The following is a 19,954-nucleotide window of genomic DNA, read 5'->3' as shown; positions in this document are numbered from 1 at the left end:
ATCCCCATGTCAAACCCGACCGAAACGCTGGACGCCCTTGGCCTGCTGTGCCCACTGCCCGTCCTGAAGGCTCGCAAACGCCTGAAATCCATGCCTGCTGGGGCTGTTTTACGCGTATTGGCTGACGATCCTGCCGCGATCGTCGATGTCCCGCATTTTTGCGTCGAAAGCGGTCATCATCTGGTGTCTCGGGAAGATGCCGACGGGCATCAGATCTATCTCATTCAAAAATCAGGCTGACAGGTTGCCGGGGCGTGCAAAAGAAAAGGCGGACACGCTGGCCCGCCTTTTTGTTTGACTACTGGCCCAAGGACCACCAGCCTCGCCGTTTAGGCTTGGCGGGTTCGCTGGGTTTTTCGGGTTCGGGAGCGGTCGTTGCAAGCACGGGCTCGGCAGGTGTTTCTTCTACGCTTTCTTCGTTCGAAACTTCAGCCACGTCCGCAACTTCGACAGGTTCGGGCGTTGCTTCGGCAACCAATGGCGCCTCTTCCGCAGGCTCGGCCGCTGTTTCCGGTTCAGGCGCAGGCTGCTCATCAACAGGCTGTTGTACGGGTTCAGGGGCCTGCTCTGGCGCGACCTCTTGCGTGGCCGTGGCGTCCGCCTCGGTCACAGCGTCAGCCGCAACGGGCTCGGCCTCTTTTTTCTTGCGACGCGGCGCTCGGCGTTTTTTCGGCTTGGCTGGGGCCTCGTCTTCACTCTGCGGTTCCGCGGGAGCATCCGTCTCGGCTGCCTCTGCGGGTTCAGCCGCAGTTTCTCCGTCTTCAGCCGGCGCATCGCCGGTTTCGGATCCAGCGTCCTGAGCGTCTGCTCCTCCGCCATTCTTTTTCCGACGACGACGACGGCGCTTGCGCTTGGGCTTGGTCTCGTCTTCTGCCTGAACGGCCTCTCCCGCGACTTCGGCCTCTTCCTCGTCAGTTGAATCCACCAGATCCATCAGTGATGCATCCACTGAGACGACAGGTGCCGTTGCCTCGGGTACGATCCGGCTCGCCGTCTTGAACTTCTCCATCGAGAAATCCGGGCTCACCAGATGCAGATCGCCCTCAACACGCACAGACAGGCCGTAACGGGATTCGATCTGAGCGATATGTTCGCGTTTCTGATTCATGAGGAAGTTGGCGATGCTGACCGGGCAGCGCACCAAAACCTCGCGCGAACGACGACGGGTGCCTTCTTCTTCGATCTGGCGCAAGATCGACAGCGCCATGTTGTCGTCGGACCGGATCAGACCTGTCCCATGACACGCTGGGCATGGCTGAGTTGTCGCTTCCAACATACCGGGACGCAGACGCTGACGGCTCATCTCCATTAGACCAAAGCCCGAGATACGGCCCATCTGGATGCGCGCGCGGTCGGTCTTAAGCTTGTCCTTCATGCGCTTTTCGACGGCCGAGTTGTTCTTGCGCTCGTCCATATCGATAAAGTCGATGACGATCAGACCGGCCAAGTCACGCAGCCGCAATTGGCGCGCCACTTCCTCAGCCGCCTCAAGGTTGGTTTTAAGCGCCGTTTCTTCGATTGAACCTTCTTTGGTCGCCCGGCCTGAGTTCACATCGATGGCCACCAGCGCTTCGGTCACGCCGATCACGATATACCCACCGGATTTCAGCTGTACGGTCGGGTTGAACATGCCCGCCAAATAGCTTTCCACCTGGTAGCGCGCGAACAAGGGCAGCGCGTCCTCGTACCGTTTCACGTTCTTGGCGTGAGACGGCATGATCATCTTCATGAAGTCCTTGGCAATGCGGTACCCGCCTTCGCCTTCGACCAGAACTTCGTCTATATCGCGGTTGTACAGATCCCGGATCGACCGTTTGATCAGGTCGCCTTCCTCGTAGATCTTTGCAGGCGCAATGGACTGCAGGGTCAGTTCACGGATTTGTTCCCACAAGCGCTGCAGATACTCGTAGTCGCGCTTGATTTCGGATTTGGTCCGCTTCGCGCCAGCCGTGCGAATAATCAAACCCGCACCCGTCGGTACATCAATTTCCGAGGCGATTTCCTTGAGTTTCTTGCGGTCCGGTGCGTTGGTGATCTTGCGGCTGATACCGCCGCCACGTGCCGTGTTTGGCATCAGCACGCAATAGCGACCGGCCAGCGACAGGTAGGTGGTCAGCGCTGCGCCTTTATTGCCGCGCTCTTCCTTGACCACTTGAACCAACAGCACTTGACGGACTTTGACGACTTCCTGGATTTTATACCGGCGCGGGCGCGGCTTGCGCGGCGGACGGATATCTTCGCTGTCGTCTTCATCGGCAACGGATTCGATGGAATCGTCCTTGCTGGTCGCGTCCGAGCGGGCGTCGCCCTCGTCAGCATCCTCTGCCTCGGCTTTTTTGCCGTTTGTATCCGAAGTCTGTTCTACTTCTTCCGAAGTGGCGTCTGTCGCATCCGCTTCAGCAGCTTTTGCACCGTCGCCACCCTCAGTTGCATCTGCCTCGGGGGCTGCTGCAATCTCATCTGCCGGTGTGTCGTCAAATTTTTCAGCCTCTGCTTCATCGACCGGTTCTTCAACAGGTGTATCCGCGACCAGCTCCACCGGTGAGGTGCCTTCGGGCACATTCATTTCAACCGTCTCGTCGGTGTTCTCGCCATCTTCCAGATCGATGGTTTCCATGCCAGATGGTTCCGAAGACACTTCGATTGACTCGACAGCATCTTCAGATTTCACATCCGCCGCTTTGGTCCGGGACCGCGAACGGCGTCTTTTGGGCTTGGACTCTTCCGCCTCATCCCGAGCCTTCATGGCCTCGGCATAAGCGCGTTCTTCCTCCATCAGCGCCTCGCGGTCGGCGACCGGGATTTGGTAGTAATCCGGATGGATCTCGGAAAACGCGAGGAACCCGTGGCGATTGCCGCCATAGTCCACAAAGGCCGCCTGCAGTGACGGCTCGACCCTGGTTACTTTTGCGAGATAGATGTTGCCAGCAAGCTGGCGTTTGTTTTCGGATTCAAAATCAAATTCCTCGACCTTGTTTCCGTCGACCACCACAACGCGAGTTTCCTCTGCGTGGGTGGCATCGATAAGCATTTTCTTAGCCATGTGTCCTTGGTGCACCGCGCCAAACGCGTTGTCCTGACCCGTCCGGGCGGACAGGCGCTTTTGGGGTGGTGTCTTGTCAGGGCGATATCGGACGGCGCGCGGCAGGGTCTGGCGCTCTGGCCCCCTGCCCGTTCTCTCAATCGTTGCGCGCGCGTCATCGCGGTTCTTCTCCGACAGGCGCGATACAAGCCGCCTCCTGCCCATTTATTCCTTTCGCCCAACGCGTCGGGCTCAGGCACTCCACTGCCCCATGCGGGGCACAATCGGTCTGCTTTGCAGTGAAAGATCGATCATCACTTGTGGCAAAGCAGCGAAACTCATTGATTCGGGACTTAAAGACGCAAAAAAGGATCAGGCCCGTCCGCACACATTAAAAGCAGTCCTGTGGAAAACACAATGGGCAAACTGCATCGCCGGCAATCAGTTAAGACCGCCGGCGTTCCAAATCTTGCAGCTGTTATCGTGGCATTTGCCCGTTAGAGATAGTCCGACCGCTGCAGGCTGTACTTGGCCATCTTTTCGTTCAACGTCCGACGCGGCAGGCACAATTCATCCATCACGGACGCGATCGAGCCTTTGTGGCGGCGCATTGTGTTATCGATAAGCATCCGCTCGAACGCTTCGACATATTCCTTCAGCGGCTTGCCCTCGGTTGTCATCACCGGCTGCATTTCGTCGTGATCAGACATCAGCAAGGATGCAATCGTACCCGAACCACGCCGCGATTGCAGCACGGCGCGTTCCGCGATGTTGATCAGCTGACGCACATTGCCGGGCCAGGGCGCCTGCAACAGTTGCGCTGCTTCCTGAGCGCTGACCTGTGGGGCGTCACAGCCATATTCCTCGGCAAATTGCTCGCTCAAACGCGTAAACAGCGTCAGAATGTCTTCGCCGCGCTGGCGCAGCGGCGGCATCGTGATGCGCAGAGCCGCCAGTCGGTAGAACAGATCAGGGCGCAGAACATCCTCGCTGGTTTTTCCCGCTTCCTGAAGGTTTGAAATTGCGACGATCCGGGTTTCCGCCGGGGTGCCCTGATCGTTCATAACGCTCAGCAGCTTGGCCTGAAGCGTATCGCTTAGGGCCTCAACATCCTCCAGCACCAATGTACCCCCGCGGGCCTCTTCGATGGCTGGCAGTTGCGCATCTTCAGGCATCATTGGGCCAAACAGACGCTTTGATAGCGCCTCTTCTTCCAAGGCCGCACAGGACACTAACACGAATTTCTTGCCCGCTCGGCTGCCAACGGCATGCAAGGCATGGGCGACCAGAGTTTTGCCTGTCCCGGTCTCTCCGTCGATCAGAACGTGACCATCGGCCTGGCCCAGATCCAAAATGTCCTCGCGCAACCTTTCCATAACCGGGCTGGCACCGATCAATTTGTTCATGATCTGAGTGCCGCCGGACAGCTCGCGCCGCAGTGCTCGGTTGTCCAGGGTCAGCCGTCTGGCGTTGCTGGCGCGCTTCGCCAATTCCGACATGCGGTCCGGGTTGAACGGTTTTTCGAGAAAATCAAACGCTCCGACCCGCATCGCCTCGACCGCCATGGGCACATCGCCGTGACCGGTGATCATAATGACCGGCAGTGTACTGTCGGCGCCCATCAGCTTTTTCAGCAGTTGGATGCCATCCATTCCCGGCATCTTGATGTCTGAAATTACAATGCCCGGGTAGTCCGGCCCCAAAACCTTGAGTGCATCTTCTGCACTGCCAAAGGTTTCAGTGTCATAGCCTGACAGCGCCAGCCATTGGCTGATCGACTGCCGCATGTCCTGTTCGTCGTCTACGATGGCGATTTTCATGGCTTGTGCCATATGTCTTCCCCGTTATTCAGCGGCCTCAAGGCCGTCGCTTCCTAGTATCGGCAGTTGCATCTCGAACACCGCGCCACCTGATTGGCCGTTCCGAGCTGTCAGCCGTCCGCCATGGTCGTTCACGATCCCGGACGAGATGGCAAGCCCCAGCCCGACCCCATCGCCGGGCTGCTTGGTGGTGTAGAAGGGTTCGAACAGGTTCTCGATATTTTCGATCCCGTGACCATTGTCGCGCACTGTCAGCACCGCCATTTCGCCCGCCGCCAGAATGATTTCCAGATCTGGCTCGGGTACTGACTTGGTGGCGTCCAGCGCGTTTCGCAAGAGGTTCACCATCACCTGTTCGATCCGCATGCGGTCGCCCATCACGACAACCGAGTCCTCGGGCAGGATCTGTGTGATCTTGACCTCCCGTTGGCGCAGCTGCGGCTCCATCATTGACAGGGAAGAGGCCAGCGCCTCCCCAAGGTTTACTGGTGAAAACGCATCTGCACCCTTGCGCGCGTATGATTTCAGCTGTCGTGTGATCGCGCCCATACGCTCGATCAGCCCATCAATGCGACCAAAGCTGGCGAGCGCCTCTTCGGGACGGTTTCGACGCAGTAGCAGACGCGCGCCAGCAAGATAGGTTTTCATTGCAGCCAGCGGTTGATTCAGCTCGTGGCTGACGGCCGCGGACATTTCACCCAACGCCGCAAGTTTCGAGCTTTGCGCGAGGGTCTGTTCCGCCAGATCCAACGTCTTTTCAACCCGTTCCCGCTCAGCAATTTCCCGCTGCAGCCTTGCGTTCAATGCGCGAAGCTCTGCCGACTCGCGCTGGAACAGCGCCATCCGAAGCGTCGCGCGGCGGCTGAGTGCATAGAAGGTCAGCGCCAGAAGAATCGCAAATCCCATGATTTCCAGCGCCAGCACGCTGTTCACCTTTTCCCGGATCGACGCATAGGTGGTGAACGACGTCATCTGCCAGCCCCGGAACGGAATCCGCGTTTTCATCCGCATCACTGCCTCACCCTGAAGATAGGCATCCGGCGGCAGAGCCGTCCAATCGGTGGTGGCCCGAATGGCGCGTTGGATCGCGTTTTGTGGCGGTTGGCGCAGCATGGCAGCGTTTTCATCCACCCCACGCCATTGTGGTTCGGTCGACAGAATGATGTTGCCGGTGCTGTCGGTCACCATTACGGCATCTGAAATTCCCGCCCAGGCGCGTTCGAACTTCTGCAGATCGACCTCTACGACGATAACGCCCAGAATCTCCGATCCGGCTTGAATGCGTCGTGAATAGACAAAGCTGTAGCCGCCGGATTCCTTTGGTATGACGGTAAAGATGGTCGAATTTGATCTGATGGCATCCACAAAATAGGCAGAATTCCGATGTGCCTCGCCCAGCCGGTTCCTGTCGGTGGCAGCAACAGACCGCCCATCCCCGTCCAGAAGCATCAGCGAGGCAGCGCCAATTTCTTCGACAAAAGAAATCAGGCGCTGTGTCGATAACGTATAATCGCTGGACCGCAGCGCCGAGATCAGCGTTGGATCGCGCGCCAGCAATTGCGGTACAATCGCGTTACGGCGCAATTCGCTCAGCAGGTTGCCGGAATACAGCGCCAGGCGCAGCTCTGCCCGGTTTCGCGTAGATTCAGTGAACCGATCCGTAAGCAGCCGGTTGGTGATCCAAACGGTCGAAACAGTGGCCACCAAAAGAAGAATGATCGCAACGCGCAACCGCCACCCTAGTGGAGCACCCCGGAACGGGTTTTTCAGTTTGGACCAGCCAGAGCTAACTTCGGTACTCATCCCCAGAAGTTACGCTTGCATCAGTCCGATCTCAAGTCACGCCGGTGCGAGAACACCTGACAATGCGCGGAACAGCGCCACCCCGTCGGTCCCGCCATGGCCTTCATCTGCCGCGCGCTCGGGATGGGGCATCATCCCGAGAACACGACGGTTTTCCGATAAAATGCCTGCGATATCCCCAGCCGAGCCGTTCGGATTCTCGGTATAGGTGAACGCGATCCGGTCTTGATCCTTCAGCGCGGACAATGTTGTGTCATCGGCGAAATAGTTTCCATCGTGATGAGCGATGGGAATACCGATCACGTCGCAGGCATTGTAGCCTTCGGTAAAGGCCGAGTTGCTGGTTTCCACTTTCAGACCAACGGTCTTGCAGATGTATTTCAGACCCGCATTGCGCAGTAGCGCGCCAGGCAGAATCCCGGTTTCGGTCAATATCTGAAACCCGTTGCAGACCCCAACCGCGTATCCACCGCGCTCGGTATGATCGACCACAGCCTTGCAAATCGGCGATTGTGCGGCAATTGCACCGCAGCGCAGATAGTCGCCATACGAGAACCCGCCGGGCACTCCTACAATGTCGATGCCTTCCGGCAATGCCGCGTCCTTGTGCCAGACCATATCGACCTGGAACCCGGCCTGTTCAAAGGCAACGGCAAGATCCCGATCACAGTTTGAACCGGGGAATACGATGACGGCTGCGCGCATTGCGGACCCTCCTAAGAGACAAAATCAGTGACAACCGCGACGCCCGGAGGTGTCGGAGTATCAAAAGCGGCAAGCTCATCGCTCACCTGGTTCAGTGATATCTTTCGTGTCACCAGCGGGCTAAGGTCAACACCCCCACCCGAGATCAGTGACAAAAGTGATGGATAACGCCAACTTGGCATTCCTCGTGTTCCATAAATGGACAGTTGTCCTGAATACAGAACATCCATGGGCAGTGACATCTGGGCGTGTTCTCCCGTTGGCATGCCGATCTGGACAAGACGCCCAAGTTTGCGCAAAGACCGCAGGGCCGACACGGTGGTGGTCTCAACCCCCAGGGCCTCGATTGCCACATGCGCGCCGCCGCCAGTAAGGTCTTTTATTGCCTCAGGTGCATTGCACATGGCCGCATTAAGGACAGCGTCCGCACCAAGTGTTTTGGCATAGGCCAGCTTGTCATCGTCGATATCGACGACGGCAACACGCGCACCCAACGCCTTACCGAGTAACAGCGCCGAAACCCCAACACCGCCGCCACCAAAAACTGCCAGCCATTCGCCGCCTTGCAACTGCGCCCGCCCCACCAAAGCCTGCCAGGCTGTTGTCACGCGACATCCCAAGGCCGCCCCGATTTCCGGGGCCAGGGTTTCGGGTAAAACCGACAGGTTTGCGTCGGCATGAGCAACAGCGATGTATTCGGCGAACGCGCCGTCGCAGGTGAAACCGGGTACGATCTGATCCGCGCAAACGGTCTGATGACCCTGCGCACAATCGCCACACTGACCGCATGCCAGAATGAAGGGAGCAATCACCCTGTCCCCGACGCGCCACCGGGCAACCTGTGCTCCGACGGAAACAACCTCACCGCAATACTCGTGCCCCGGTGTAATGGGTAATGCTACATCAGGGTCCGAGCCTGACCAGGCATGCCAGTCCGACCGGCAAACACCGCACGCCAACACCCGAACAACAACGCCATGTGCGGCAGGTTCAGGGTCGGGAACGGTGCTTACCTCAAGTGGCTGGCGAAAGCTGGTGAGGCGCGCTGCCCGCATTGCTTCAGACCAGTTCGATTTCGTAGCGTTCGATTACGGTGTTGGCCAAAAGCTTTTCGCACATTTCGGTCACGTCTGCCTCGGTCGCGCCTTCGGTAAGCTCCAGGTCGATCACTTTGCCTTGCCGTACACCTTCGACCTGATCAAAGCCCATGGCGCCCAATGCGTGCCGCACCGCTTCGCCCTGCGGGTCCAACACCCCGTTCTTGAGCATCACATGCACCCGTGCTTTCATATTCGCAACTCCACCTGCGGGCCGCGCGTTTGGGCCCATTTCGTTGCGCGGGGGATAGCGCGCCTGATGCCATTGGACAACCCTGTTTACCGTGCGGTTTGCCGCAGCGGCCGAGCGCTACCATTACGCGCCCTGCCCGGTCGTCAAACCCGGATAGTGCGTGTCAATTGCGTTGAACACGCCGGTCAGAACCATTTCGACAGCAACAGCCACCAGCAAGATCGCCATGATACGGGTCAGAACATTGATCATCGTATCGCCAAGGAACCGCGAAATCTGATCTGCAAACAACAATCCCAGACCGACAATCGAGCACGCAATGACGACCGCTGAACCCAATGTCACAATTTCCGTACCGGGCGTTGCCTGATGTGAAAAGACAATGGTGATAGCGATTGTTCCCGGACCGATCGTCAGCGGTATGGCCAAAGGCACCACAGCGAAATTGAACTTACGTTCATGCCCATCTGCAACGGCCGCCTGATCTCCGGGAGGGCGATCCTCAGCATTCAGCATCGACATGCCAATCCCGAAGATAATGATCCCGCCCGCGATGCGAAACGACGGAACATCTATACCAAAAACAGCAAGAATTTCTTCTCCAATCAAAACGGCCGTCAACGCAATAACCGTGACAGAGGTCATGACAATCAGGGCAACGCGCCTTCGCTCGGGCGCCGAGCACCCCCGCGTCATACTCAGGAAAATCGGCATGTTGTAGAGCGGGTTGAAGATCGCAAGAACAGCGGCCAGGAATTTCAGAAAAACGGCCTGATCAAAGAATTCAGCCATGTATTGCGTCACCTTTTTTGCCAAACTTATCGGGCAAATGTCCCCTTGCACGTACTGATTACCAAATTAAGTGATCACGCGAACACAAAAAACGCCGCTTCTTTGGAAACGGCGCTTTTGAATTTGGGTCAGGCCTGCAATCGGATCAATTGATTAGTGTTGGCTTGGTCACGTTGCTTTTGGGCAAAACACCCAACCGGCGCGCGACCTCGGAATAGGCATCGGTCAGATTGCCCAAATCGCGGCGGAACACATCCTTGTCCAGCTTTTGGCCGGTTTCGATATCCCACAAACGGCAGCTATCGGGGCTGATTTCGTCCGCCACGATCAGGCGCTGGAAATCACCCTCATAGACGCGTCCGATTTCGATTTTGAAATCGACCAGGCGAATGCCAACTGCCAGCATCACGCCGCTCATGAAATCATTCACACGCAGCGCCAGGCTTAGGATATCGTCCATATCCTGCTGGCTGGCCCAGCCAAAGGCCGCGATATGCTCTTCCGAAACCAGCGGATCACCCAGGGAATCGTCTTTGTAGCAATACTCGATGATCGGGCGCGGCAGCTGCGTGCCTTCGGCGATACCCAAACGCTTGGACATCGATCCGGCAGCATAGTTGCGCACGATGATTTCCAACGGGATAATCTCGCAATTGCGCACCAACTGCTCTCGCATGTTCAAACGGCGGATAAAATGGGTCGGCACACCGATCTGGGTCAGGCCGGTCATGAAAAACTCGCTCAGACGGTTGTTCAGAACACCTTTACCGTCGATCACGTCTTTCTTTTCGGCGTTGAACGCAGTGGCATCGTCCTTGAAGTACTGCACAATCGTGCCCGGTTCAGGGCCCTCATACAGAATCTTGGCTTTGCCTTCATAGATCTTCTTGCGACGCGCCATAAGCGACCTTTCCAGTCCTGGGTGAGTGAATGAGTCCCTCTCCGGTGGCGCCCTCATAGTCCAAGCCCCCCTTTCCCGCAAGTTCGCAAGACCGAGAGGCTTTGACACAGCGCAAATACCTTGCACCTGCGGTCTCGTATAGTCATATCATCAGGAAAGAAGTTTAACCCAAGGGGTCCCCAACCAATGACCACATTTGACGAACGTGAAGCCGCGTTTGAAAACAAATTCGCACATGATGAAAAAATGCAGTTTATTGCCCGTATGCGCCGCAACCGATTTATGGCGGTTTGGGCTTCAGCGCTGAAGGGCGAAACCGTCGAACAAGCGCGTGCATACGGGCAGGTACTCGTTCACGCTGACCTTCAAAATGTCAGCGAAGACGATGTTGTCGAGGCTGTTAAAGGCTACTTGGGCGATCTGGCGGATGAAGCAAAAATTCGCGAAAAGATGCTCGAACTGCTGGTTGAAGCCAAAGAGCAAGTGATGGCAGAGGCCGAAGCCTGAGTCCTTAATTCTGGAACTCATGATCTTCATGAGTTTTATGAAATTGATTTGACGTCCCGGTCATGAGACACGGGGCGTCTCTGATTTAAAACGGCGTTTTGCGCCTATTTTTTGGAACATCCCATGACAAACGCCCTGAGCAAACTTCTGGAAACTGCGGACTCTATTTTGGCTGACGGTGCGACCGGGACCAATCTGTTTAATATGGGCTTACAATCCGGCGATGCGCCTGAACTTTGGAACGTGGACGCCCCCGACCAAATCCGGTCCTTGTACAAAGGATCCGTCGATGCGGGCAGCGATCTGTTTTTGACCAACACGTTTGGCGGCACCTCAGCCCGATTAAAACTGCATGACGCTCAGAATCGCGTCGCTGACCTGAATCGTGCCGGCGCCGAGCTTGGTCGCGACATCGCGGACAAGGCCGGGCGCCCGGTTGTGGTTGCCGGATCCGTCGGCCCAACCGGCGAGATCATGCAGCCCGTTGGCAGCCTGTCTCATGCCGAGGCTGTCGAGATGTTTCACGAACAAGCCGAGGCGCTGAAAGATGGTGGCGTCGATGTTCTTTGGGTTGAGACCATCAGCGCACCCGAAGAATTCCGCGCCGCAGCCGAGGCTTTTGCTCTTGCCGACATGCCATGGTGCGGCACGATGAGCTTTGATACCGCCGGGCGCACCATGATGGGTGTGACCTCGGCCGACCTGGCATTGCTGGTGGAAACGCTGCCCAACCCGCCGATCGCCTTTGGCGCCAACTGCGGCACCGGAGCGTCGGACATCTTGCGCACAGTGCTGGGCTTTGCCGCTCAGGGCACTGAACGCCCACTGATTTCAAAGGGCAATGCAGGCATTCCGAAATATGTCGATGGCCACATCCATTATGACGGCACCCCTGAACTTATGGCGCAATACGCGGCGATGGCCCGGGATTCCGGAGCCAAGATCATCGGCGGATGCTGCGGCACCATGCCTGCACATCTTGAGAAGATGCGCGAAGCCCTCGATTCAGTGCCGCGCGCAGATCGCCCAACTCTGGATCAGATCACCGATGCTTTGGGGCCATTTTCGTCGGCGTCCGACGGCACCGGTGACGATGCCGCCCCCGAGCGGCGCACGCGCCGCCGCCGTCGTGCTTAAACCGTATCAGCGCCCTTCAAATTTTGCGGGGCGCTTTTCCAAAAAGGCGACAACACCTTCCGAGAAATCGCGCGTGCGTCCGCAATTTCCCTGTAAGTGAGCTTCAGTCGCCAATTGCTGCGGCAACGTCTTTTCATAGGTCCCGCGCAACGCCTGTTTGATGGCGCCAAAGCCTGCAGTCGGACCGCTGGCCAGATACGCGGCCCGCTTGCGCCAATGGGCGTCAAACGCATCATCTGCAATCGCCTCCCAGATCAGGCCCCATTCATCTGCCTGACGGGCGCTGATCTTGTCGGCAAACAGGGCCGCGCCCATCGCTTTCGCTAGCCCCATCTGACGCGGCATGAACCAAGTGCCACCGGCGTCTGGCAGCAAGCCAATGCGTGCAAAAGCTTGAAGGAAATAGGCGCTTTCCGTCGCAATCACTACATCGGCACACAGCGCCAGATTGGCCCCGGCCCCTGCAGCAGGTCCGTTTACTGCAGCAATCGTTGGAACCGGGCAGTTGTGAATAGTCTCTAGCATCGGCTCGTATTCGTCACGCAGCGACCGTTCCAGATCGATTTTGCCGGTGCTGGATGCATCCCCAAGGTCCTGACCGGAACAAAAGGCAGGACCCGCCCCTGTCAGCACAACGCACCGGGCGTCTTTGGCGGCTTGTTTCATCGCATGGGTGATCTCGGCCCGCATCTGAGTGGTCAGCGCGTTCATCTTGTCAGGACGGTTCAATGTCAGAACTGCCAACCCATCCGTGATGTCCAACAGGATCGTTTCGTATTCCATGGAAAGCCTCCCTCGCGCCGTGTTTTGCCGAACCCTGACGCATTCGCGCGTCAAGGAAAAGCGGAACCACGCGTCAGTCTTCGAGAATTTGGCGCAGGTGCTCTTTTTCCTCGTCACTCAGCGCGTCGTTATCGCCAAGCTCATGGGCTTTGGATCGATTGCGCAGGAAGGTCCACCCCACGCCTGCCGCGATGAACAACATGATTGGCCCTGCCAGCCACAAAAACACGTTCGATCCGGACGTTGTTGGCTTCAACAACACATACTCACCGTAGCGGTCCACGATGAATGCAATCGCTTCCTCATCCGAGTCACCAGCCACCAGGCGTTCGCGCACCAACAGCCGCAGGTCTCGGGCAAGATCGGCGTTGCTTTCGTCGATGCTCTCGTTCCGGCACACAAGACACCGCAATCCGGTGCTCAGGTCGCGGGCCCGTTGCTCCAACACCGGGTCCTCAAGAACTTCGTCGGGCTGCACGGCAAAAAGTGGCGAGGCCATCAGCAGAAAGATCAGGACAAGACGCTTCATTCGGCAGGCACTCCGCCTGGCGCGGTTTTACGCGCCCCGGCTGCCACGCGGAAACGGCGGTCACACAAGCTGAAGACACCACCCAGTGCCATCATCAAGCACCCCGCCCATATCCAGTTGGCGAACGGTTTGATATAGGTGCGCATAACCCAGCCGCCATCCTGTTGCTGATCCCCGATCACCACATACAAATCCCGCGTAAACCGGTAGTCGATCGCCGCCTCGGTTGTCGGCATGCGCGCAACCGGATAATCGCGCTTTTCGGGCTGCAAGGTCGTCACCGGACGTCCGTTCCTTTCGACAAGCACATCAGCCATTGTCGAGAAATAGTTCGGTCCCTGAACGCGACGGACATCCTGCAATGTCAGAGTAAACTGCCCGACTTCAAAGGGTTGATTGGGCTGCGCGACGCGAATGTCTTCGACCTCCCACGCCGTCAGGCCCGCAATAGCGAATATGGTGACGCCAAGACCGGTATGGGCGACAGCCTTACCCCAATCAGCGCCCGGCAGCCGCAACAACCTTTTTAGGTTGCCATTGCGCCCTGTGCGGCTCCAGAGATCGACTATCGCGCCGAAGGTGATCCAAGACCCCAGGAACACGCCAGCCGGTCCCAAAGCACTACGTCCTGTCTGCATAGCCCAAACCAGCAACGCCAGTGCCAGAGCCAGCCCAAAGATATACCGCAACGACCAGACGGCCCGTCTCAGGCGCCCTCGTTTCCAGGGCAACATCGCACCAATTGGCAGGACAAGGCCCAGCAGAACCATGAACGGGGTGAAGGCCGCGTTGAAAAACGGCGCTCCGACCGACAGCTTCCGGTCAAACGCCATCTCGGCCACCATTGGCCACATCGTGCCCACGAACACCACGAAACAGCTGACCGCAAGCAGCACATTGTTCACAATCAGTGCGCTTTCGCGGCTCACCATGCCAAACACGCCTTTGGCCTCCATCGCTTGGGCGCGCGCAGCAAACAACGTCAGCGCCCCGCCGATGAACACCACCAGGATCAGCAGGATGAAGATACCGCGTTCAGGGTCGGTCGCGAAGGCATGTACGGATGTCAGCAGGCCTGAACGCACAATGAATGTGCCGATCAGCGAAAACCCGAATGCGATTATGGCCAGCAAAATGGTCCAGCTTTTCAGCGACTCGCGTTTTTCCACTACGATAGCGGAATGCAGCAAAGCCGCCGCCAGCAACCACGGCATGAACGAGGCGTTCTCGACCGGGTCCCAGAACCAGAACCCACCCCAACCCAGCTCATAGTAGGCCCACCACGATCCCAATGCGATTCCAATCGTCAGGAAAATCCAAGCCGCAAGGGTCCATGGTCGTACCCAACGACCCCAAGCTGCGTCGACCCGGCCTTCGATCAACGCCGCAACGGCAAAGCTGAACGCCATGCTCAGGCCCACATAGCCCAGATACAGAAACGGCGGATGGAAGGCCAAACCCGGGTCTTGCAGCAATGGGTTCAGATCGCGCCCGTCAAACGGGGCAATGGCCAGCCGGTCAAACGGGTTCGAGGTGAACAGGATGAAGGCAAAGAACGCCACCGCTACCGAGGATTGCACCGCCAGGACGCGCGCCTTGAGCGTGGGTGGTAAACCGCCACCAAAGAATGCCGCCATAGCGCCGAACAAGGTCACAATCAGCACCCACAACAGCATCGAGCCTTCGTGGTTCCCCCATGTTCCACTGATCTTATAGAGCATTGGTTTCGCCGAGTGACTGTTTTCCACCACGATCCGCAGCGAGAAGTCCGAGGTGGTAAACGCCCAGACCAGTGCGCCAAAGGAAAATGCCGTCAGCAGGAACTGCGTGATTGCCGCCGGTTCCGCAAACAGCATCCAGCCATTCCAGCGCTTCGAGGCACCAATCAGCGGCACCACACTTTGCACGATGGCTACAAAAAAGGCGAGGATAAGGGCGAAGTGGCCAAACTCTGTGATCATGCGAAAGATATACTCCTGAGCGGGCCCAAGCACCAATAACTTTCGCCTTATCAAAAAGGCACATAGTGTCGCGGCTCATGCCTTGCGCAAGCGCCGCCAGTCCTCCAACGCGGGATTGGCTTCCGATTGACTGACCGCTATCGACAACCCGGCATCAGGGCCAGGATCTGCCACACCCGGACTGTCTGCCCGTAGTTTTCGCAAGGCTTCCAGATTGGCCATCACCGTCGGCGCGCGCAGCATCGTTGCCGAGATATCCCTTTGTAGATCCTGTATTTTAGCCTGATGGCGGGCACCAAAATAGAAGGACACGATCACCCCTAGAAGCCACCACAGGGGCTCGGGCACCAGGGCTAGCCCCTGCATTCGGGCCGCAAACCACAAGGGATCGACCATGGCGGCGACAAACAAACCCAACGTGCCCAATGCCAGCGCCGGACGGGGCAAGCGGTTCAACCCATCCATGAAGCGATCAAAGCCACCTTTGCGCGGGACCTGAAACTCCGCCCCGAACTGTGTCATGGCCTGAGTCTGAACCGCCAGCGCACGGTTACCCCCTGCCTCAGAGTTTTCCCGAAAGATTTCAGCAGTTTCCTGGACGACATTGCGCCCGCCGCCAAACAACAAAGCCAACACGCCCGAGATCAAGCCCATCCTGCGACCCTCCTTTGAAATTCTGCAGCCGTCATGTGGTATCGCGGCGACAAAAACTCCTCGGCGCGTTTGATCCAGCCACCTTTGCCCCCGGCACGTGTGCGTGCGTATTTGCGTGATGCAACCCGCCGATCCGCCAATCGGAAATAGTAGTTTCTTCGCGCAACACCGTAAGCATCGCGCAGTGCGACGGGATCAGGCTGCCCTGCGCGGTTGCAGGCCTTCACAGTTTGCGGGCCGATCATCCCATCCACCGAAATGTCGAACCGCATATCCCGCAGAAGGTTTTGGAGGATTCTGACGGCCTGCGCCCCGGCATTCACATACATATCGAACATCGACGCATGCAGCACCTCAGGCAGGTGCGAGATATTCGGTTTCTCAAAATAGTGTTGAACAAATATATCAACGGCTTGCCGACTGGTTAACGATCTGACATCAGCCTTCGTCACAATCCCGTCCCCGGTCAGATCCAGCCCCAACTTTCGCATCGTATGGATTGTGACGCCAAACTTGGTCGCACCGCCCGGATCATCCGGATCATCCACAAACCCGCCTTCCCGCGCCACAATCTCATTGGCGATCTGTCGAACTGCCTGCATGTCACACCCCTAAATCCCGGTGCGTCAGACCATCCCGAACAGCAGTTAAGACCAGCACAAAACAAAGGGCGCTGCATGTCCAGAACACGCAACGCCCCAAAACCAATTGTATTGAACGTCAGCTCTCGCCGGGTTCTTTGTAGACGCCCTGCTCCTTCAGGGCATCCATCACCTCTTTCGGCATGTATGTTTCATCATGTTTAGCAAGTATTTCAGTAGCTTCAAAGATACCGTTAACGTAGCTTCCAGTGCCAACCATGCCTTGGTTTTCCGTGAACAGATCCGGCAGAACGCCAGTGAAGGCTACGGGAACGCTTTCCCCACCATCGGTCACGACAAATCGAACGGTTTCACCCTGACCCCGCACGATCGAGCCATCTTCGACCAGCCCACCGATACGAAACACCTCGGTTGGAGACGGTGGCTCTGCAATCACCTGACTGGGCGAGCGGAAAAAGTTGATCCCATCCCGCATCGCATAGCCAATCAACGCCGTCGACACCGTCAGGGCGACAACAGCCACCATAATGACTTGTATACGGCGACGTTTCTTTAGCGTTTTCATACCGTCCTCACGGGAACAAAGGGGCCATCATCAGACCCTGGGTTTCATCCTCACCTAACATTAGGTTGGCGTTCTGCAAGGCTTGTCCACTGCTACCTTTTGTCAGGTTATCCAGCGCCGCGACCACAATCGCGCGACGTTCGATCCGATCAGCAACAACCCCGATATGGCAGAAATTCGAGCCACGCACATGGTGCGTCGACGGCGTCTCACCCATCGGCAACATCTGGATGAAAGGTTCATCCTGATACGCCTTGGCCAGTGTTTCATAAACACTTTGTGGATCACCTTTGACGTAAGTCGTGGCAAGAATCCCCCGGTTGGCCGGAATCAGATGCGGCGTGAACTGTATGTGAACAGCCCGCCCTGCCAGTTTCGAAAATTCCTGATCGAACTCCCCCAAGTGCCTGTGGGTGCCCCCAAGCGCATAAGCGTTCGCGCCCTCGCTCATCTCGGCATGCAGCAGGTTTTCCTTCAATGACCGCCCGGCCCCGGACACGGCACATTTCAGGTCCAGAATGATGTCGTCCAGATCGATGACACCTGCCGTGATCAGCGGTCGCAGAACAAATTGCCCCGTTGCCGCGTTGCAACCCGTGCCAGCCACCAGACGCGCAGCGCGGATTTCATCCCGGTAGAACTCGGTCAGGCCATAAACGGCCTCTTCCTGATGCTCGAGCGCGGTGTGTGGATTGCCATACCATTTTTCGTATTCGTCCGCCTCTTGCAGCCGGAAATCAGCCGACAGATCAACGATTTTCAAGGTCTTAGGCAGATCCCTGATCACTTCTTGGCTGGTTTTATGCGGCAATGCGCAAAAGCAAAGGTCGATCTGGGCAAAATCAATCTCGGAAATCTTGCATAGGTCCGGCAGGTCCATGTGGCGCAGATGCGGGAAAACCTGTGCCATCGTTAGGCCCGCCTTACGCTCAGCGGCCAACGCGACGATTTCCATGTTCGGGTGCTCGGCGATCAGCCGCACCAGTTCTGCCCCAGTGTAACCGGATGCGCCCAGAATTGCGATTTTATGGGTCATGTCAGACCTCTTACTTCAGTGTGTCACATATCACGACCGCCGATGCGACGGTCTTCGAGTTAAGGAAAGTTTCAGGCGCAGTCCTTGACCTAAGTCAGGCCGCCTCGAACGCGATTTGTCGTCGGAGAAACTGGGTTGCCCGGTCACTGACAAAGCCCGGCTTGCCCGTGGTTACAAAACCACCCGCGCCATCGCCCAGCATGTTGGGGTGCCGTTGCAAGTAGTCACCCAGGCTTTCGGCGACCAGATCGCCCTGGCTGAACACCTGAACATCTTGGCCAAGCGCCTTCTGGAACGCATCAGCCATCAACGGATAATGGGTACAGCCCAGAATGGCGGCCTGAGGCTCGGGCATTTTCCGTTTCAGCGCATCCACATGGCTCCGTACCAGCGCTTCGGCCAGGATCATGTCGCCCTCTTCGATCGCGTCGACGACGCCCCCACAGGCCTGCGCCTCGACGTCCACACCTATGGCCCGAAACGCCAATTCACGCTGAAAAGCCCGGCTGGAAACGGTGGCAGGTGTCGCGAACAGAGCGACGTGTTTGACCGCAACCTCGCGCGGCGGGCTGTTGTCGCCCCATTGCCGCTCGGTCAGGGCCTCGATCAGGGGTACAAAGACACCCAGAACGCGCTTGCCCTCGGGCACGCCTTCTTCCTGCATCCGTCGTAATGCCGCAGCGCTGGCGGTGTTGCACGCCAGAATCACCAGATTGCAGCCCCGCGCCCACAAATCCTGAACGGCTTTGCGGGTCAGCTGGTAAATATCATCTGCGTTGCGCACACCGTAGGGTGCGTGCGCATTGTCCGCATAATATAGAAAATCCACGTCCGGCAGATGTTTCTGCGCGGCGTTCAGGACGGTCAAACCGCCCAAACCGGAATCAAAGATGCCTACTGCCATTTGCCCCTTTAGGCGCGATGCCGTTCCTCGAATTCATAGCCGTAGTCATAGGACTTCAACGGCTTCGGAGACAGCTCATACGTGGCTTTGCGCAGGAAATCCATCATCTTGCGCGTATCCTTGCCCATAGGGTCCAGAACATCACGCTGGATGGGTTCACCGATGACCACTTTGACGGGCGTATCGACGCGTTTTTTGAACTCTTTGATCAACAGACCCATCCGCAGAGTATTGTGCAAATGACTGGCAATCTGGAACAGGCGCGATGTGTGGCCGTCAAAAAACACAGGCACTACAGCTGCATCAGATTTGGCCACCATCCGCGCCGTAAACCCGCGCCAGCCGGGATCCATCGGTTGCGAAAACAGCTTGACCGCGGTGCTGACCGTGCCACCGGGGAATACCCCCATCGCCCCGCCTTCGCCCAGATAGTTCAACGCAGTTTTCCGCGTCTCCAGGTTCAGCTTCATCGCCTCTTTTGTTTCGTCGAACGAGATCGGAAGGATAATGCGGTTCAGGTCCTCGGCTTTGCGGAACACACGGTTGGCTAAAATCCGGAAATCACCCCGCGTCTGAGACAGGATATGCCCCATCATCAAACCGTCCAGAATACCATAAGGGTGGTTGGCAATCAGGATCAGCGGCCCATCCTTGGGAATATTGGACAATGACCCGCCGACCACGTCCAGCGTCAGCCCATAGCGTTCGACCATAACGGCCCAAAAATCCCGGCCCTTGGCGACCTCTCTCTCGTACCCGTCCGCTCGCTTGATCAGACGCAGGCGACCGGTGGTGTTTTCCATCAGTTTGATGACCATCCGTCCGCCTTTGGTCGCGGCCGAATAAGAATAAGAAATGTCACGAACGACATGGCGGCGCGAGGGCATGCGGGTCTCCGGTTTGCTGCCTGCAGTATAAATGCAGGCAGCAATTTTGCCTAGAT

The 19,954-nt window shown here is 57.5% G+C and carries 20 protein-coding genes; 3 read left to right on the top strand and 17 right to left on the bottom strand.

The window, feature by feature from the left end:
• The first annotated feature begins 6 nt into the window (after positions 1 to 6).
• Positions 7 to 240 carry a sulfurtransferase TusA family protein gene (locus Q1B13_RS08880; RefSeq protein ID WP_299076622.1) on the top strand — a complete coding sequence of 78 codons (234 nt, stop codon included), beginning with the start codon at positions 7 to 9 and terminating at the stop codon, positions 238 to 240.
• Between the two features lie 58 nt (positions 241 to 298).
• On the opposite strand, the gene Q1B13_RS08875 is transcribed toward Q1B13_RS08880, so the two are convergent.
• The 8 genes from Q1B13_RS08875 to purC all read right to left on the bottom strand — a co-directional run bounded on the left by Q1B13_RS08875 (position 299) and on the right by purC (position 10,333).
• Positions 299 to 3,043 (bottom strand): Rne/Rng family ribonuclease, encoded by a 2,745-nt coding sequence (locus Q1B13_RS08875; RefSeq protein ID WP_299076619.1) that lies wholly within the window; start codon positions 3,041 to 3,043, stop codon positions 299 to 301.
• A gap of 476 nt (positions 3,044 to 3,519) precedes the next feature.
• Positions 3,520 to 4,854 (bottom strand): sigma-54 dependent transcriptional regulator, encoded by a 1,335-nt coding sequence (locus Q1B13_RS08870; protein WP_299075133.1) that lies wholly within the window; start codon positions 4,852 to 4,854, stop codon positions 3,520 to 3,522.
• Between the two features lie 12 nt (positions 4,855 to 4,866).
• Positions 4,867 to 6,645, bottom strand: coding sequence for an ATP-binding protein (locus Q1B13_RS08865; protein ID WP_298935663.1), 1,779 nt, complete (start codon positions 6,643 to 6,645; stop codon positions 4,867 to 4,869).
• Positions 6,646 to 6,681: 36 nt separating this feature from the next.
• Positions 6,682 to 7,350, bottom strand: a complete 669-nt coding sequence (gene purQ, locus Q1B13_RS08860; protein WP_299075132.1) for a phosphoribosylformylglycinamidine synthase subunit PurQ — start codon at positions 7,348 to 7,350, stop codon at positions 6,682 to 6,684.
• Between the two features lie 11 nt (positions 7,351 to 7,361).
• Entirely contained in the window at positions 7,362 to 8,405 is a 1,044-nt protein-coding gene (locus Q1B13_RS08855; protein ID WP_299075131.1) for a zinc-dependent alcohol dehydrogenase family protein, read from the bottom strand.
• Positions 8,406 to 8,409: 4 nt separating this feature from the next.
• Positions 8,410 to 8,640 carry a phosphoribosylformylglycinamidine synthase subunit PurS gene (gene purS, locus Q1B13_RS08850; RefSeq protein WP_298935669.1) on the bottom strand — a complete coding sequence of 77 codons (231 nt, stop codon included), beginning with the start codon at positions 8,638 to 8,640 and terminating at the stop codon, positions 8,410 to 8,412.
• A gap of 123 nt (positions 8,641 to 8,763) precedes the next feature.
• Positions 8,764 to 9,432: a MarC family protein gene (locus Q1B13_RS08845; RefSeq protein ID WP_299075130.1), complete on the bottom strand. Its 669-nt coding sequence runs from the start codon at positions 9,430 to 9,432 to the stop codon at positions 8,764 to 8,766.
• A gap of 145 nt (positions 9,433 to 9,577) precedes the next feature.
• On the bottom strand, positions 9,578 to 10,333 hold the full coding sequence (gene purC, locus Q1B13_RS08840; RefSeq protein ID WP_298935673.1) for a phosphoribosylaminoimidazolesuccinocarboxamide synthase: 756 nt from the start codon (positions 10,331 to 10,333) through the stop codon (positions 9,578 to 9,580).
• 186 nt (positions 10,334 to 10,519) lie between these two features.
• On the opposite strand from purC, the gene Q1B13_RS08835 reads away from it, so the two are divergent.
• Both Q1B13_RS08835 and bmt read left to right on the top strand, forming a co-directional pair.
• Positions 10,520 to 10,840: a DUF1476 domain-containing protein gene (locus Q1B13_RS08835; RefSeq protein WP_298935675.1), complete on the top strand. Its 321-nt coding sequence runs from the start codon at positions 10,520 to 10,522 to the stop codon at positions 10,838 to 10,840.
• Between the two features lie 123 nt (positions 10,841 to 10,963).
• Positions 10,964 to 11,977: a betaine--homocysteine S-methyltransferase gene (gene bmt / locus Q1B13_RS08830; RefSeq protein WP_299075128.1), complete on the top strand. Its 1,014-nt coding sequence runs from the start codon at positions 10,964 to 10,966 to the stop codon at positions 11,975 to 11,977.
• A gap of 6 nt (positions 11,978 to 11,983) precedes the next feature.
• Here bmt and Q1B13_RS08825 read toward each other — a convergent pair whose 3' ends face one another.
• The 9 genes from Q1B13_RS08825 to Q1B13_RS08785 form a co-directional block, all read right to left on the bottom strand.
• Positions 11,984 to 12,760 carry an enoyl-CoA hydratase-related protein gene (locus tag Q1B13_RS08825; protein WP_299075126.1) on the bottom strand — a complete coding sequence of 259 codons (777 nt, stop codon included), beginning with the start codon at positions 12,758 to 12,760 and terminating at the stop codon, positions 11,984 to 11,986.
• Positions 12,761 to 12,833: 73 nt separating this feature from the next.
• Positions 12,834 to 13,289 (bottom strand): cytochrome c-type biogenesis protein, encoded by a 456-nt coding sequence (locus Q1B13_RS08820; protein WP_298935682.1) that lies wholly within the window; start codon positions 13,287 to 13,289, stop codon positions 12,834 to 12,836.
• On the bottom strand, positions 13,286 to 15,250 hold the full coding sequence (locus Q1B13_RS08815; protein ID WP_299075124.1) for a heme lyase CcmF/NrfE family subunit: 1,965 nt from the start codon (positions 15,248 to 15,250) through the stop codon (positions 13,286 to 13,288). The genes Q1B13_RS08820 and Q1B13_RS08815 overlap by 4 nt, the downstream gene beginning before the upstream one ends.
• Before the next feature lie 75 nt (positions 15,251 to 15,325).
• Positions 15,326 to 15,904, bottom strand: a complete 579-nt coding sequence (locus tag Q1B13_RS08810; protein WP_299075122.1) for a holin family protein — start codon at positions 15,902 to 15,904, stop codon at positions 15,326 to 15,328.
• On the bottom strand, positions 15,895 to 16,506 hold the full coding sequence (locus tag Q1B13_RS08805) for a holin-associated N-acetylmuramidase (RefSeq protein ID WP_299075120.1): 612 nt from the start codon (positions 16,504 to 16,506) through the stop codon (positions 15,895 to 15,897). The genes Q1B13_RS08810 and Q1B13_RS08805 overlap by 10 nt, the downstream gene beginning before the upstream one ends.
• A 118-nt stretch (positions 16,507 to 16,624) precedes the next feature.
• Entirely contained in the window at positions 16,625 to 17,071 is a 447-nt protein-coding gene (gene ccmE, locus Q1B13_RS08800; protein WP_298935691.1) for a cytochrome c maturation protein CcmE, read from the bottom strand.
• Between the two features lie 7 nt (positions 17,072 to 17,078).
• Positions 17,079 to 18,107, bottom strand: a complete 1,029-nt coding sequence (argC, locus tag Q1B13_RS08795) for an N-acetyl-gamma-glutamyl-phosphate reductase (protein WP_299075118.1) — start codon at positions 18,105 to 18,107, stop codon at positions 17,079 to 17,081.
• 94 nt (positions 18,108 to 18,201) lie between these two features.
• On the bottom strand, positions 18,202 to 19,011 hold the full coding sequence (locus tag Q1B13_RS08790) for a glutamate racemase (RefSeq protein ID WP_299075116.1): 810 nt from the start codon (positions 19,009 to 19,011) through the stop codon (positions 18,202 to 18,204).
• Between the two features lie 8 nt (positions 19,012 to 19,019).
• Entirely contained in the window at positions 19,020 to 19,898 is an 879-nt protein-coding gene (locus Q1B13_RS08785; protein WP_299075114.1) for a lysophospholipid acyltransferase family protein, read from the bottom strand.
• Between the last annotated feature and the right edge of the window lie 56 nt (positions 19,899 to 19,954).

Origin of the sequence: uncultured Ruegeria sp., assembly GCF_947489545.1 — a bacterium.
In the GTDB taxonomy this organism is placed as follows: Bacteria; Pseudomonadota; Alphaproteobacteria; order Rhodobacterales; family Rhodobacteraceae; genus Ruegeria.
The sequence above is the reverse complement of the archived record's forward strand: the minus strand, read 5'-3'. Positions and strand labels throughout refer to the sequence as shown.

Bases quoted from the DNA above. Each gene is read 5' to 3' on its own strand.
- Q1B13_RS08845 (WP_299075130.1), bottom strand. From the start codon at position 9,432: ATGGCTGAATTCTTTGATCAGGCCGTTTTTCTGAAATTCCTGGCCGCT.
- argC (WP_299075118.1), bottom strand. From the start codon at position 18,107: ATGACCCATAAAATCGCAATTCTGGGCGCATCCGGTTACACTGGGGCA.
- Q1B13_RS08875 (WP_299076619.1), bottom strand. From the start codon at position 3,043: ATGGCTAAGAAAATGCTTATCGATGCCACCCACGCAGAGGAAACTCGC.
- Q1B13_RS08790 (WP_299075116.1), bottom strand. From the start codon at position 19,011: ATGGCAGTAGGCATCTTTGATTCCGGTTTGGGCGGTTTGACCGTCCTG.
- Q1B13_RS08825 (WP_299075126.1), bottom strand. From the start codon at position 12,760: ATGGAATACGAAACGATCCTGTTGGACATCACGGATGGGTTGGCAGTT.
- Q1B13_RS08870 (WP_299075133.1), bottom strand. From the start codon at position 4,854: ATGGCACAAGCCATGAAAATCGCCATCGTAGACGACGAACAGGACATG.
- purQ (WP_299075132.1), bottom strand. From the start codon at position 7,350: ATGCGCGCAGCCGTCATCGTATTCCCCGGTTCAAACTGTGATCGGGAT.
- Q1B13_RS08835 (WP_298935675.1), top strand. From the start codon at position 10,520: ATGACCACATTTGACGAACGTGAAGCCGCGTTTGAAAACAAATTCGCA.
- purC (WP_298935673.1), bottom strand. From the start codon at position 10,333: ATGGCGCGTCGCAAGAAGATCTATGAAGGCAAAGCCAAGATTCTGTAT.
- bmt (WP_299075128.1), top strand. From the start codon at position 10,964: ATGACAAACGCCCTGAGCAAACTTCTGGAAACTGCGGACTCTATTTTG.
- Q1B13_RS08805 (WP_299075120.1), bottom strand. From the start codon at position 16,506: ATGCAGGCAGTTCGACAGATCGCCAATGAGATTGTGGCGCGGGAAGGC.
- Q1B13_RS08865 (WP_298935663.1), bottom strand. From the start codon at position 6,645: ATGAGTACCGAAGTTAGCTCTGGCTGGTCCAAACTGAAAAACCCGTTC.
- Q1B13_RS08810 (WP_299075122.1), bottom strand. From the start codon at position 15,904: ATGGGCTTGATCTCGGGCGTGTTGGCTTTGTTGTTTGGCGGCGGGCGC.
- Q1B13_RS08785 (WP_299075114.1), bottom strand. From the start codon at position 19,898: ATGCCCTCGCGCCGCCATGTCGTTCGTGACATTTCTTATTCTTATTCG.
- purS (WP_298935669.1), bottom strand. From the start codon at position 8,640: ATGAAAGCACGGGTGCATGTGATGCTCAAGAACGGGGTGTTGGACCCG.
- Q1B13_RS08855 (WP_299075131.1), bottom strand. From the start codon at position 8,405: ATGCGGGCAGCGCGCCTCACCAGCTTTCGCCAGCCACTTGAGGTAAGC.
- Q1B13_RS08820 (WP_298935682.1), bottom strand. From the start codon at position 13,289: ATGAAGCGTCTTGTCCTGATCTTTCTGCTGATGGCCTCGCCACTTTTT.
- Q1B13_RS08815 (WP_299075124.1), bottom strand. From the start codon at position 15,250: ATGATCACAGAGTTTGGCCACTTCGCCCTTATCCTCGCCTTTTTTGTA.
- Q1B13_RS08880 (WP_299076622.1), top strand. From the start codon at position 7: ATGTCAAACCCGACCGAAACGCTGGACGCCCTTGGCCTGCTGTGCCCA.
- ccmE (WP_298935691.1), bottom strand. From the start codon at position 17,071: ATGAAAACGCTAAAGAAACGTCGCCGTATACAAGTCATTATGGTGGCT.